12 protein-coding genes are annotated in these 12557 nt (G+C 74.9%); 3 read left to right on the top strand and 9 right to left on the bottom strand.

The genetic code is table 11. The features are described 5' to 3' along the window. On the top strand, positions 1-1155 hold the full coding sequence (locus VR894_RS03030; protein ID WP_324649826.1) for a cysteine desulfurase family protein: 1155 nt from the start codon (positions 1-3) through the stop codon (positions 1153-1155). Positions 1156-1211: 56 nt separating this feature from the next. After that, positions 1212-1709, top strand: a complete 498-nt coding sequence (locus VR894_RS03035; protein WP_324649827.1) for a GrpB family protein — start codon at positions 1212-1214, stop codon at positions 1707-1709. An 84-nt stretch (positions 1710-1793) separates the two neighbouring features. On the opposite strand, the gene VR894_RS03040 is transcribed toward VR894_RS03035, so the two are convergent. The 3 genes from VR894_RS03040 to VR894_RS03050 are packed head-to-tail and all read right to left on the bottom strand — an operon-like array spanning position 1794 to position 3468. Next, entirely contained in the window at positions 1794-2084 is a 291-nt protein-coding gene (locus VR894_RS03040; protein ID WP_324649828.1) for a DUF1905 domain-containing protein, read from the bottom strand. Positions 2085-2128: 44 nt separating this feature from the next. Then, on the bottom strand, positions 2129-2779 hold the full coding sequence (locus VR894_RS03045) for a maleylpyruvate isomerase family mycothiol-dependent enzyme (RefSeq protein WP_324649829.1): 651 nt from the start codon (positions 2777-2779) through the stop codon (positions 2129-2131). Positions 2780-2796: 17 nt separating this feature from the next. Then, on the bottom strand, positions 2797-3468 hold the full coding sequence (locus tag VR894_RS03050; RefSeq protein ID WP_324649830.1) for a maleylpyruvate isomerase family mycothiol-dependent enzyme: 672 nt from the start codon (positions 3466-3468) through the stop codon (positions 2797-2799). 92 nt (positions 3469-3560) lie between these two features. On the opposite strand from VR894_RS03050, the gene VR894_RS03055 reads away from it, so the two are divergent. Further along, complete coding sequence (locus tag VR894_RS03055; protein WP_324649831.1) at positions 3561-4265, top strand: helix-turn-helix domain-containing protein; 705 nt, start codon at positions 3561-3563, stop codon at positions 4263-4265. A 61-nt stretch (positions 4266-4326) separates the two neighbouring features. On the opposite strand, the gene VR894_RS03060 is transcribed toward VR894_RS03055, so the two are convergent. From VR894_RS03060 to VR894_RS03085, 6 genes are read right to left on the bottom strand one after another with little or no spacing between them, the layout of a single operon-like run. After that, complete coding sequence (locus VR894_RS03060; protein ID WP_324649832.1) at positions 4327-5574, bottom strand: aminoglycoside phosphotransferase family protein; 1248 nt, start codon at positions 5572-5574, stop codon at positions 4327-4329. Beyond that, positions 5571-6812: a hypothetical protein gene (locus tag VR894_RS03065; protein WP_324649833.1), complete on the bottom strand. Its 1242-nt coding sequence runs from the start codon at positions 6810-6812 to the stop codon at positions 5571-5573. Before VR894_RS03065 ends, VR894_RS03060 begins: the two co-directional genes overlap by 4 nt. Continuing rightward, the gene (locus VR894_RS03070) at positions 6790-8649 is read right to left on the bottom strand and encodes an ABC transporter ATP-binding protein (protein ID WP_324649834.1); all 1860 of its coding nucleotides are present in this window, start codon (positions 8647-8649) and stop codon (positions 6790-6792) included. Before VR894_RS03070 ends, VR894_RS03065 begins: the two co-directional genes overlap by 23 nt. Next, the gene (locus tag VR894_RS03075; protein ID WP_324649835.1) at positions 8649-9896 is read right to left on the bottom strand and encodes a glycosyltransferase family 4 protein; all 1248 of its coding nucleotides are present in this window, start codon (positions 9894-9896) and stop codon (positions 8649-8651) included. The genes VR894_RS03070 and VR894_RS03075 overlap by 1 nt, the downstream gene beginning before the upstream one ends. Next, the gene (locus VR894_RS03080) at positions 9896-11221 is read right to left on the bottom strand and encodes a glycosyltransferase family 4 protein (RefSeq protein ID WP_324649836.1); all 1326 of its coding nucleotides are present in this window, start codon (positions 11219-11221) and stop codon (positions 9896-9898) included. The genes VR894_RS03075 and VR894_RS03080 overlap by 1 nt, the downstream gene beginning before the upstream one ends. After that, entirely contained in the window at positions 11211-12476 is a 1266-nt protein-coding gene (locus VR894_RS03085; RefSeq protein WP_324649837.1) for a glycosyltransferase family protein, read from the bottom strand. Before VR894_RS03085 ends, VR894_RS03080 begins: the two co-directional genes overlap by 11 nt. Between the last annotated feature and the right edge of the window lie 81 nt (positions 12477-12557).

The raw sequence follows: 12557 nt of genomic DNA on the forward strand, positions 1-12557 counted from the left end.
ATGGCCTACCTCGACCACGCCGCCACGACGCCCGTCCGCCGGGAGGTCGCCGACGTGTACGCCGAGGAGCTCACCCGCGGCGGCAACCCCTCCTCCCTCCACACGGCCGGCCGGGACGCGCGCCGCCGCCTCGAGGAGGCCCGCGAGGAGCTGGCCGCCGCGCTCGGCGCGGAGCCGGCCGAGGTCGTGTTCACCTCCGGCGGGACCGAGGCGGACAACCTCGCCGTCAAGGGCGCCGTCTACGCGCACCCCACGCCGTGTCCCCGGCTGCTCGTCAGCGCGATCGAGCACCATGCCGTGCTCGACGCCGCGACCTGGCTGGGCGAGCGCGGGCTCGCCGACGTCACCCTCCTCCCCGTCACGGCCGACGGCGTCGCGGACCTCGACGCCGTCCGGGCCGCCGTCGGGGCGGGCGAGAGGCCCGCACTGGTCTCGGTGATGTGGGCGAACAACGAGACCGGTGTGGTGCAGCCCGTCGAGGAGGTCGTCGCCCTGGCCGGTGGCGCGCCGGTCCACTCCGACGCGGTCCAGGCCGTCGCCTACCTCCCGGTGAGCTTCGCCGCGAGCGGCCTGGCCGCGATGAGCGTCACCGGGCACAAGCTCGGCGGACCCGTGGGGACCGGGGCACTGCTCGCCCGCCGGGACCTCCCGCTCGCTCCCGTGCACCACGGTGGAGGACAGGAGCGCGGGGTACGGTCCGGCACCCTCGACGTGCCCGGCGCCCGCGCCCTCGCCCGGGCAGTGACGCTCGCCGTCGCGGACCGGGAGAGCGAGGCGCGGCGGCTGGCGGAGCTGCGCGACCGCCTCGTCGCCGGTGCGCTCGCGGCGGTGCCCGGGGTGCGGCTCACCGGAGGGGACGCGCCGCGCCTGCCGCACGTCGCCCACCTGACGGTCGAGGGCGCCGACGCCGACTCGCTCCTGTTCGCGCTGGACGTCGCGGGTGTCAACGCCTCGGCGGGCTCGGCGTGCCAGGCCGGCGTGCAGGAGGCCTCCTTCGTCCTGGTGGCCATGGGCTACCCGCACGATCTCGCGCGCTCGGCGCTGCGTTTCTCCCTCGGACGGACGAGCACCGACGAGGACGTCGACGCGGTGCTGGCCGTCCTGCCCGACGTCGTCGCCCGCTCCCGCGCCGCGAACGCGGTCCGCCCCCGGTAGCCGGCCGGTGCCGCACGGGCGTCCGGGGCGGGTGGAACCGTGTGAGGATCTCGACCATGGAGCGCACGCAGGCCGTCTCGCTGGTACCGAGCCAGGACGAGGAGTGGGCGCGGCGCTTCGCCACGCTGGCGTCGTGGCTCGGCTCCGTCGTCCCCGGTGCCCGGCTCGAGCACATCGGTTCGACCGCCGTCCCCGACCTTCCGGCGAAGGACGTCGTGGACGTGCTCGTGGGGGTCGACGGCCCGGCCGTCGCCCCCACCGCGCGGCTGCTGGCCGCGGCGGGGCTCGACCTCGAGGGTGAGCTCGCGCACCACTGCTGGCTCAGCTCCCCCGACCGGCACGACCGGGCCTACGTCGTGCACGTGGTCGAGCACGGTGGCCGTGCCTGGAACCGGCGCGTCGCCTTCCGTGACCTGCTGCGCCGGGACGACTCCGCGCGGCGGGTCTACCTGGACGCGAAGCAGCACGCCGCGCGGACGACGCAGGGCTGGGACGAGTACACGAGGTCCAAGGCGGTCGTCGTCGCCGGCCTCCTCGCGGACCACTCGCCCTGAGGGCTGCGACGGGACACAGCGCCCTGAAGACGTCCCGGGCGGGCGATGTGCCAGGGCGATGCTCGACGACGCCGCCGTGCCGCGTCAGCGGAAGCGTCGTCGCAGGTGGACGGTGACCTCGTCGCCGAGGTCCTTGCCGAGGCGCCGACGCATCGCGGCGCTGAGGGAGAGCATGTGTCCGCCGCGGCCGGTGACCATCAGCCCGACGTCGGGCACCGGGACGCCGTCCACGGTCGCGTCGACCCGCACGCTCCTCCTGGTGCCGAAGAGCTCGGCCGAGCCGGGCATCTCGACGCAGGGCCAGGTCTCACCCTTGATGTCGACTCCGATCGGCGCGGTGAAGGTGTGGTCGAGATCGTGGGGGACGTCGGTCATGGTGTCCTTCCCGAGGACGAGGTCCTCGCGGGTGCTGAGTGCGGTCAGGGTGCGGTGCCGTGCAGGCGTGCCCGCAGGACCGGGACCCCAGGCCCGTCCAGGCGGTCGACGTAGGGCGCGCGACCGGCCATGCTCATCACCAGGGCGAGGGTGGAGCCGGTGACCAGCGGGCCGGATCCCGCCACGAACGGCCCGTCGTCCGCCCGCAGGCGGAGACCGGCACCGTGCGTGCGGCTGGCGACGGTGAAGTCGCGCCGCGCGAAGAACTCGGCCACGGGTGTCAGTGCCTCGACGCTTGGTGACCGAGGCAGGCGCAGCGGCCAGCGGATGTCCTGGCCGTGCACGACGACCTCGCCCAGGTAGGCCGCGGTGTGGCCGGACGGTGCGGTGGTGCTGCCGATCACGGCCCGGAACCGGTCGAGCGTGGCGGCGGGACTCTCGCCGCGGTGCTCGGCCAGCCGCCGCCGGTTGTGCACGGCGGGCCGGAAGCGCGCGCCGACCATGCTCCGCAGCCACTGCCACCGGTTCAGGCTGGCGGCCGCCGTGAGATGGGCGACGACCTGCTCGACGTCCCACTCCCCGCACAGGGTCCGGTGTCGCCACTGCTCCGGACCGAGGGTCGACAGGTCCGCTGCCAGTGCTGAGCGTTCGGCCCGGACCAGTGTCCACAGCCGGTGCTCCCGCGCTCTCGCCACGCTCCTCGACTCTCGTGTCATCGGTGGGATGCCTCTCCGGACGCCGACGTGCCGTGTGCGGTGCCGCCCAGCCGTGACGCTCCGCGTCCGGTGAGACGCTCCGGGATCACCCGCCGTCCGGAGACGGCGAGCAGCAGGTCGATCGTGTCGGCCTCCACGTCCTCGCCGTGTCCCCACGACACCCCGGTCCTCCGGTCGATGAGTCGCAGACCGGCAGCGCGCTCACGCCCGCCGCCGAACGACACGGGCGTGCGCAGCTGGTGGACGAGCGCCCGCACGACCGCGGGCCGCGGGTACCGCCCGGTGATCCCTAGCGGTCGGCGGATGTCCTCACCGTGCACGATGGCCTCGACCAGACGGGTGTCGAGACGCGCCGGTGGGGTTCGCGTCAGCCCACTGGCCTCCTCGAGCGCCGCGAGCGTGTCCCGCGGGTCCCGCTGCCTGTGCCGGACGATGCCGTTCTCGTTCGCGCGGTCGAAGTCCAGGCGCGCCATCACCAGCTCACGGACGAAGGCCGCACGCCCGGTTCGCGCCGTGTCCACGAGATGTGCCAGGACGTCGTGGACGTCCCAGCCGGGGCAGAGCGAGGGAAGGCGCCACTGGTCGTCGCGCAGGTCGGCGAGATCCGCGACGAGCCGCCGCCTCTCGGCGTGCACCGCGTGCCAGGTCGCCGCTGCCGAGGCTCGCATGGTGGCTCTCCCTCTCGAGGTCGGTCGCCCGACAGTGCTCGTCACTACAGATATCGAAGTGAACACTACGGTAGTGGTAGTAGCATGTGTCAATGGCGTCTCGACGTTCCTACGGTTCGTACAACGACGGCTGCGCCGCCGCGCACGCGCTCGACCTGATCGGCGAACGGTGGACGATGATCGTCGTCCGGGAGCTCCTGCTGGGCCCCAAGCGCTTCTCCGACATCCAACGAGACGTCCTCGGCATCGGCCCCGGGGTCCTGACCCAGCGCCTGCACGACCTCGAGGCCGGCGGCATCGCGCAGCGACGGCGGTTGCCGGGGCCGGGCCGCATCGACGTCTACGAGCTGACCGACTGGGGCTACGGGCTGGAAGCCGTGAACACGGCACTCTCACTGTGGGCCGTGACCTCGCCCGCCCTGCCCCTCGAGGCCGACATGAGCCCCGACACGGTCGTGCTCGCGATGCGCGCGCACGCACGGCCGGCCTCCAGAGGTCCGGACGAGCGTCGGGTGGAGCTGGTCCTCACGGACTCCAGGCGCCGGGACGGACAGCCGGCGACGTACGTGGCCACGATGTCCGCGGAAGCCACCACCATCGACCGGTCACCCGGGACCCGACCGACCGTTGCGCAGGTGTGCGCGACGACCCGTGACTGGAAGGCCTGCGTGATCGCCGGCGTCCCCCTCGAGCAGCTGCCGGACGTCCGCGTCTCCGGCAGCCGCGACGCGGTGCGCGACCTGATCGACGCGACATCGCTCAGCATCTCCACCTCGGCGTCCGGCGTGCCGGGCTGAGCATGCGTCGAGGCGAGCCAGCGCCACCGTCGCAGCCGCGCTGCCACACGGTCGGCGACGGTCAGCCGACGGCTGCCCGGCGCAGGAAGTCCCTCGCCACGGACCGCCACCGGGGGCGGAAGGCGTAGACGCCCGCCAGGCGCAGCCGCGTGGCACGGACGTACGCAGCGAGCCGTGCGTCCGGCAGCTCGTCGGCGCCCACCCCGGAGCGGAAGCCCTCGCGCGCGGCTGCGGCCCGCTCGTCCGTCAGCAGACCCTGCGCCTGCCGGAGCTCGAGGTGGACGAGCAGGTTCGCCACGTCCAGTGCACGCTCACCGACGGCGAGGGTGTCGACGTCGATGATGCCGACGGCACCCGCGTCGAGCAGCAGCTGCTTGTCGTGGAGGTCGCGGTGGAGCACACCGAGCGCCGAGGGGGCGTCACCGGTCTCCAGCTCCGCGGTCACCTGCTCGCCGGCCCGGGCGACGAGGTCGGCGTCGAGCAGGCCGTGGGACACGGCCGGGTGGAGCCAGGCGGCGAGAGCGTCGAGCTCGTCGGTGGCGCGGTGCCGCGCGGTCACCAGCGCGGCGGGTGCCGCGTGCAGCCGCGCGACGGCGCGTCCCGCGGCGATCCACGCCGTGCGCGCCTCCTCCACGGACCACTCCTCGGCGGCGCCGAGGTCGTGCAGGGTGCGGCCCGGGACCACGCTCCAGCGCAGCACACCGCGCTCCGGCTCCGACCCGTCGCGCAGCCGCGGCACGGGCACGTCGTCCCCGACGAGGGAGGCGACCAGGCCGCCACGGCGGGCGAGGTCCGTGCCCCTGCTCGCGCGGACGACCTTGACGAACTCGACGTTCGCGCCCTGGTCGTCGGCAACCCGCACGACGGCGCGGCGGCCCGGGCGGTGGGCGACCAGGCCGGCGCCCCTCTCGGCAAGGACCTCGGGCAGGGCGCGGAGGCGGGCGTCGGCACCGGCGGGCTGGAGGAGCATGTCGCCCACCACCCGCGCGGGGGTGGGGGCCTCCGCGGCGACGGCGGCCAGGGCGTCCGGGTCCGCGAACCACTGGGCCGCGACCGTCGTGCCGTCCCCGGCAGTGAGCTCCGCCAGCGCGTGGTCCCGGCCCCGCGGCCACGCTCGCGTCAGCGCGTACCGCCTCTCGTCGTCGGCGACGACGTCCGGGATCCGGCGGGGCGTGTCAGCGTCTGCCTGCCTCCCGCGGCGGGCTCGTGCGCCGTCGGTAGCGGCGACCGCACCGGCCGAGTCGCCGCCGGTCGTGATCGGCCCGCCGACCGCCGGGTAGCCGGCCCGCGGATCAGTGGGGGCGCTCATGCGGTCAGCTCCTTCGCCACGGCCACGAGGTGAGCCACTCGCTCCGGCCAGTCCGGCAGGTGCCGGCGGAACGGCTCCGCGGCGCGCTGCAGCACCGCCATCGCGCAGTGCGGCTGCAGGCGTCCGAGGTCGGCCGGTCCACCGGCGGTGGCGTACCCCGCGAGCAGCGGGGCGAGCACCTCGCGCGGGTCCCCCGGACGGGCGCCGGCAGCGACCAGCTCTCCGTACCAGGACGCCAGGTCGGCAGCCGGGTCGTCGAGCCCGACGCGGTCGAGGTCGACGACGGTCACCTCCGGCTGGCCGGCCGCGGCCGGCTCGGTCACGGCCGCACCGGTCGCAGCGGCCAGGTCGGGCCGCACAATGACCTGGTCGGCGGAGAAGTCCCCGTGCACCACCCGCACCAGCTCCTGGTCCCCGAGGACGACGCGCAGCCGCTCGGCGACGGCCCGGGCGTCGTCCGTGAGGTCCGGAGCCACCGCGCGTACCGCGGCGACCGAGGCAGCCAGGGCGGCAGCGCGGTCCACCTGCACGAGACCGCCGGCGGGCGGCCGGCGGTGGATCTCGGCCAGCACGCTGCCGGCCCCCGCCCACAGGCCCGCGGCGCCGGGCCCGGCGAGCCGGTCCAGCGGCACTCCCGGCACCCAGGGGCTCGTGACGGTCCCGCGCCGGCCGTGCACCGCGGTCAGGCCGGACACCGGCAGACCGTGCAGCGCCTCGTAGCCGGCGCGCAGCGCGGGGACCGTCGCCGGGCGGTGCACCTTGACCAGGGCCGGGACCTCACCCGGACGGTCCACCCGGGCCACCCACCGGCGACCCGGCTTGTAGACCAGGGAGGTCACGACGTCGTCGGCGTGCCGGAGCACCCGGCGGGCCCCGGGGAGGTGCCGGTCGGCCGTGACGTCGGTGAGGGCGAGCCCGCGCTCCGCGTCGAGGACCGCCCCGCGACCGACGTCGTCGGCGTCGCCGGCGCGCCGCACCTTGGTGAGCTTGCCCGGTGCGGCGCGACCGAGGGCGAGCGCCTGGGCGAAGGAGGTCCCGCCGTCGTCGTCGGTGAGCACGAGCGCGGCGACGAGCGAGGTGCCCGGCTTGTAGCGCAGGTAGGTGACGCGGGCGTCGACGGCGCCCCAGCCGGGGGCGAGCCGCCGGACCAGTCCGAGCGGGGCCAGCACCTCGCGCAGACCCGGGATCAGCGGGTCGGTGGCGGCGAGGCGGTCGTCAGCCGATGCGACGTCGATCATGGGTCTCCTTCTCGGCCGGACCGGGGTCGGGCACGGCGACGAGCCGGCGGTGCCGCTCGGGGTCGAGCATGGTGAGGCGCGAGCCCGCCGTGGCCAGCAGCTCGCGCGGCCGGCCGTGCTCCACGACGCGTCCGCGTTCGAGGACCACGACCTCGTCGCAGTCGACGGCGTCGGCCAGGGTGTGGGTGATGACGACGGTCGTGCGACCTGCGGCGAGCCGGTCGATCGCCTCGAGCACCTCGGCGGAGTTCTTCGGGTCCAGGCCGGCCGTCGCCTCGTCGAGGATGATGATCGAGGCGTCGCGCAGCATGGCGCGGGCGATGGCGATGCGCTGGCGCTGGCCACCGGAGAGCGTCTCGCCGCGCTCGCCGACCATCGTCTGGTACCCGTCGGGCAGCCGGGAGATGAACTCGTGGGCGTTGGCGGCCGTGGCGGCGTCCTCGACCTCCTGCGGGGTGGCTCCCGGGCGGCCCATCTCGATGTTCTCCGCGATGGTGCCCTGGAAGAGCACCGACTCCTGCAGGACGACGGCGATGTGGGACCGGAGCGACTCCAACGTGACGTCGCGCAGGTCGTGCCCGTCGAGCTTGACGGCGCCGCTCACCGGGTCCTGCAGCCGCAGCAGCAGGCTGGCGAGGGTCGACTTCCCCGACCCGGAGTGACCGACGACGGCCACCTTCCTGCCGGGCTGGATGCGCACGCACACGTCGTCCAGCGCCCTGTCGGTGCCGGTGTAGGACGCAGTGACGTGCTCGAGGCGGATCTCCCCGGCGAGGCGCTTGATCGTGTGCGCCTTCGCGGAGTCGGTGACGTCCTGCTCGGTGTTCATGAGGTCGAGGATGCGCTCGCCGGAGGCCGCCGCCTTGGCGATCCGCCCGGTGTACTTGGCGAGGTCACGCATCGGCTTGAAGGCGCCCTTGAGGTACTGGACGAACACGACGAGCTCGCCAGGGGTCAGGTGGCCGCGCACGACCGACCACCCGCCGACGAGGAGCACGGCGCCGGTGGCGATGCCGACGAGGACGTCGGTCTTGCGCTCGAGCGCCGCGGAGAGCCGGGTGGCCTTGACGCCCTCCTTGAGCTCCTGGTTGTTCGATGCCGCGAAGGTCTCCTCGAGCCGGTCGGCCAGCGAGTATGCCTGGACGACCTTGATCGCGCCCAGCGACTCACCGGCCGCCCCGGCGAGGTCACCCTCACGCCTGCGCTGGATCCGGGAGGCGGAGGTGATCTTGCGGGTGGAGCGCGAGGAGGACATCGCGAAGAACGGGAAGGCGGCGAGCACGACGAGCGCGAGGCGCCAGTCGAGGACGACCATCACGGCGAGCATCGCCACGAGGGTGAAGACGTTGCCGAGCAGCGGCATCGCGGCGGTGGTGGCGACGTCACGCATCCGCCCGACGTCGGCGATGAGCCGGGTGATGAGGTCACCGCCCCGGGCGGAGCCGTGGAAGCGCAGCGACAGACGCAGGACGTGGGAGTAGACCTTGGCGCGCACCGAGGTCATCGCCCGCGTCCCGGCCAGGGCGAAGAGCACGGTCATGAGGTAGGCGGCCAGTGCCCGGAGGCCCGCGATGGCCACGACGCCCACGGCGCACAGGACGAGCACCCGGACGATGCCGGGGTCCTGGGCGGCGCCGGGGGCGACGACGGCGTCGATGACGAAGCTCAGCGGCCAGGGCTGGAGGATCCGGAAGACCACCTCGGCGAACAGGGCGACGAACCCGCCGACGACGACCTTGCGGTGCGGGCGCAGGTGGGGACGCAGGAAGGAGTAGATGCGGCGCAGCGAGGGCAGGACCGCCTTGAGCTCGGCGGCGGGCTGCGTGGTCCGAGCCATCAGCCGGCCACCGCCTCGAGGGCGGGGCTCGTGCCACCGGCGCTCGTCCCGTCGAGCGGCACGGACAGACGCAGGCCGCCCGCCGCGAACGTGCGCTCGACGACGTGGGTCCACGTGTGTCCCCCCACGACGTGCTGCCGTGCGGCCGCGCCGACCCGCTCACGCAGCCACCGGTCCGCCGACAGGACGTGGAGCATCGCGGCCAGCGCCGTCGGGTCGGAGCCCGGGACGAGGAAGCCGGTGCGGGCGTGGTCGAGCACCTCGGGGAGCTGCCCGACGGCGGAGGCGACGACGGGCAGGCCCGCGGCCATGTACTCGTAGACCTTGAGCGGGGAGAAGTAGCCCTCACCCGCCTCCGGGTACGGCGCGGTGGCGACGTCCATCCGGTGGAGGTGGGCGGGGACGTCGACGGGGGCGACGGCGCCGGTCATCTCGACGGCGTCCGCGGTGCCCAGACCGGCAGCCTGCTCGCGCAACGCAGCGGCCTGCGGTCCGTCGCCGACGAGCAGCAGGCGGGCGTCGGGCACGGAGCGACGCAGCAGGGCGTGCGCCTCGAGCAGGGTCTCGGTCCCGTGCCACGGCTTGAGCGTCCCGACGAAGCCGACCGTGAACGGCCGGTCGGTGGGCGTGAGGGCGGGGAGGACGCGGGTGACGTCGACGCCGTTGCCCTCCACGACGACACGCGGCGCGTGCCCGGGCAGGGTGCCCGCGGCAGCGAGCTCGGCGCGGAGCCAGCCGGCGACGGGCTCGGAGACGCAGACGACGACGCTCGCGTCCCGGGAGGCCTCCCGGACGACGGCGCGGGCCTCCGCGGCGTGGACCAGGCCACGGTGGCGGGCCTGCTCCTCCGGCAGCGGGGCGTTGACCTCGAGGACCGCGGGGACCCGGTGGTCGCGGGCGTAGGCGGTCCCGGCGGTGCTCCACAGGGAGTAGCGCTCGTAGACGGCGTCGAACGGACCGGCGGCCTCGAGGGCGGCGCGGAGCTCACGGTCGGCGGCCATGGCGCGCCGCTCACGGTCGGCGACGTCGGTTCCCCGGATGCGGCCGAGCTCGTGGACGGTGAGTCGGCCGGCGGTCCGGGCGCTGGCCGCGGCGGGCCACGGCTCGCCGTCGGTGCGGCGGCAGAACAGCTCGACGCGGTGGCCGGCCTCGAGCAGCACCCGCAGGACCTCCTGGACGTGGACGGAGGCCCCCTTGGTGCCGAAGACCGGGATCCCGGGGTCGGCGCAGACGTAGGCGATCCGCATCAGTGCACCTGCCCTGCAAGAACTCCGCTGTCGGCGAGGGAGGGGGCGGCGTCGGGGGAGGGGGAGGGGGTTGCGTCGAGGGAGGGGGTGGGGGCGACGCTTCCCTCCTCGCCGAGAGCGGAGTTGTTGCCGGCGCGGGTCGCCTGCTCGAGGGCCTCGACCTGGCGGCGGGTGTCGAACTCCCGCTCGACGAGCTCACGGGCGGCGCGGGTCAGCCGGGAACGCAGGGCACGGTCGTCGAGCAGTCGGACGATCGCCTGCGCGAGTGCCACGGCGTCGTGCTGGGGGACCTCCAGGCCCGTCACCTCGTGGCGGACGGCCTCGGTGATGCCGGTGACGTCGGTCGAGATGCACGGGGTGCCCAGGGCCATCGCCTCCAGGAGCACGGTGGGCAGGCCGTCGGCGTTGCCGTCGGACCCGACGACGCACGGGGCGGCGAACACGCCGGCCGCGGCGACCTGCTCGCGGACCTCGTGCTGGGGGAGCGGGCCGGTGAGCTCGACGAGCTCCGCCAGCCCCAGCGCCGCGACCCGGGCGCGCAGCTCGGCCTCCCTCTCCCCGCCGCCGACGATCCGCGTCCGCACCGGCCGGCCCGCGTCACGGAGGTAGCCGATCGCGTCGACGAGGACGTCGAAACCCTTCTTCTCCACGAGGCGACCGACGGCGACGACGTCCGCCCCGCCGTCGTCGCCCGACGCCGCGAAGGGGAAGTGGGCCAGGTTGAGCCCGTTGTAGACGCGGTGCAGGCGGGTCGCGGAGACGGCCTCGGGGTAGGTGCCCCGCAGGTGCCGCTCGTTGTAGTCGCTGATCGTCACGACGTGGTGGGCGCCGGCGATCTTGCGGTGCAGGTCCGCCGGGTCGACCGACGAGTGGAAGATGTCCTTCGCGTGCGCGGTGAAGGAGTACGGCACGCCGGTGAGCAGCGAGGTGAGCCGCGCCACCGTGGTGGCGAGCGAGGCGAAGTGGGCGTGGAGGTGGGTGATCCCGCGGCGCACGACCACGACGGCGAGCTCGAGCGCCTGCGCAGCGTCGGACGCCTCGGCGGCGAGCAGCTCGGGCAGTGCCCGGTGGAGCAGCGGCAGCTCGGGCTCGGCCTGGCGCAGCGCGGTCCACAGCTCGTCGACCTTGCGGGGGCGGGGCACGTAGGTGACCGGTGCGCGGACCTCGGAGAGCGCGCTGTGGAAGCGCGGGTCGACGGGCGGGCGCAGGGAGAACACCTCGATGTCGGCGCCGCGCGCCTCCCGGCCGAGCAGCTCGGAGACGATGAAGGTCTCGGAGAAGCGCGGGTACATCTTCAGCACGTAGCCGATCCGCTCAGGCGACATCGGTGTTCTCCTTCGTGGTCACGAGGCTGGCGAGCATGTGGGGGAGGCGGGCGAGGCCGTCGAGGTCGACGGCGGTGCCGCCCTCGGGCGGGCCGCTCCCGACGGCGGACGCGAGCCAGGCCTCGAGCGCAGCGGGACTGAGCTGGTCCGGGACGAGGTGGTCGAGCTTGCCGGCGGCGGAGAGCAGCTCGGCGCGCACCAGCTGCTCGCGGCGCGGGCTGACACGCGGCACGACGAGCAGCCGGACGCCCAGCGCGAGCGCCTCGCACACCGTGTTGTACCCGCCCATGGCGACGACGGCGGACGCTCCGCCGATGAGCGCCTCGGCGTCGTCGACGTAGGTGCGGACGGTGAGGTCGGGGCGCTCGGCGGCGAGCCGGACGATGCGGCGCACGTCTCCGGTGGGCATCTGCGGCCCGGTGACGAGGTAGCCGTGGTGGCCGGCGGGCATCGGGGTGCGGGCGAAGGCCTCGGCGAGCCCGGCACCGTCGGCGCCGCCGCCCACCATCGCCAGGACGTAGGGCTCGTCGACCGGGGTGACGGGCTCGACCGGGCCGCGTCCGGCGGCGAGGTACCCGGTGTGGACCGTGCGCGCGGCCGGCAGGTCGAGCTCGGCGCCGAGGTCGTGGACGGTGCGGTCGCCGTAGACCCACACCCGGTCGTACCAGCGGCGCAGCGCCTGCGACGAACGGTCGGCGCGCCACTCGCGGCGGGAGGTGACGGCATCGTCCAGGACGTCGCGCAGACCCAGGACGATCCGGGTGCCGGCGGCGCGGAGCAGGTCGAGGGCCGGCTCGAGCTCGCCGAGGAAGCCGCGGGGGTGCTTGTCGACGACGAGCACGTCGGGTCGGAAGGAGGACAGGGCGGCGGTGAGGATCGCGCGCCGCATGTGGCGGATGTGGGCCTCGCCGACCGAGAGGTGGCGGGCGGAGTAGACGCCGTTGGCGTCCTTGCTCAGCGCGGGCAGGGAGACGAGGTCGCAGTGCGGGGGCCGGTGTGCGGTGACCGCCTCGGGTGCGCCCGTGAGCAGGAGGATGTCCGGCGCGGGCTCGACGGCGCCCAGGGCCCGGGCGATGGCCAGGTTGCGGCGCACGTGCCCCAGCCCCAGGGCGTCGTGGGAGTAGAGGGCGACGCGCAGCCGCCGCCCACCCCGGCCGGGCCGCTCCTGCGACGACGACGGCGCACCCGGCACCCCACGGTGCGCACCGTCCCCGCGGAGGCCGTCCAGTGGACGGGCGGTGGTGGCTGTGCTCATGAGATGTCCCCCTTCTGCGATCCGGCCCACGCGCTGCTCCTGGGCATGCAGACGAGTTCACCCCGCGGATGTGAGGGTTGC

It is taken from the genome of Georgenia sp. H159 (assembly GCF_035607575.1).
Taxonomy (GTDB): Bacteria; Actinomycetota; Actinomycetes; order Actinomycetales; family Actinomycetaceae; genus Oceanitalea.

What these genes read in the sequence shown, in the direction of transcription:
- VR894_RS03050 (WP_324649830.1), bottom strand. Translation starts at nt 3,468, where the DNA reads ATGCGAGCCTCGGCAGCGGCGACCTGGCACGCGGTGCACGCCGAGAGG.
- VR894_RS03085 (WP_324649837.1), bottom strand. Translation starts at nt 12,476, where the DNA reads ATGAGCACAGCCACCACCGCCCGTCCACTGGACGGCCTCCGCGGGGAC.
- VR894_RS03070 (WP_324649834.1), bottom strand. Translation starts at nt 8,649, where the DNA reads ATGGCTCGGACCACGCAGCCCGCCGCCGAGCTCAAGGCGGTCCTGCCC.
- VR894_RS03030 (WP_324649826.1), top strand. Translation starts at nt 1, where the DNA reads ATGGCCTACCTCGACCACGCCGCCACGACGCCCGTCCGCCGGGAGGTC.
- VR894_RS03055 (WP_324649831.1), top strand. Translation starts at nt 3,561, where the DNA reads ATGGCGTCTCGACGTTCCTACGGTTCGTACAACGACGGCTGCGCCGCC.
- VR894_RS03080 (WP_324649836.1), bottom strand. Translation starts at nt 11,221, where the DNA reads ATGTCGCCTGAGCGGATCGGCTACGTGCTGAAGATGTACCCGCGCTTC.
- VR894_RS03035 (WP_324649827.1), top strand. Translation starts at nt 1,212, where the DNA reads ATGGAGCGCACGCAGGCCGTCTCGCTGGTACCGAGCCAGGACGAGGAG.
- VR894_RS03040 (WP_324649828.1), bottom strand. Translation starts at nt 2,084, where the DNA reads ATGACCGACGTCCCCCACGATCTCGACCACACCTTCACCGCGCCGATC.
- VR894_RS03065 (WP_324649833.1), bottom strand. Translation starts at nt 6,812, where the DNA reads ATGATCGACGTCGCATCGGCTGACGACCGCCTCGCCGCCACCGACCCG.
- VR894_RS03075 (WP_324649835.1), bottom strand. Translation starts at nt 9,896, where the DNA reads ATGCGGATCGCCTACGTCTGCGCCGACCCCGGGATCCCGGTCTTCGGC.
- VR894_RS03060 (WP_324649832.1), bottom strand. Translation starts at nt 5,574, where the DNA reads ATGAGCGCCCCCACTGATCCGCGGGCCGGCTACCCGGCGGTCGGCGGG.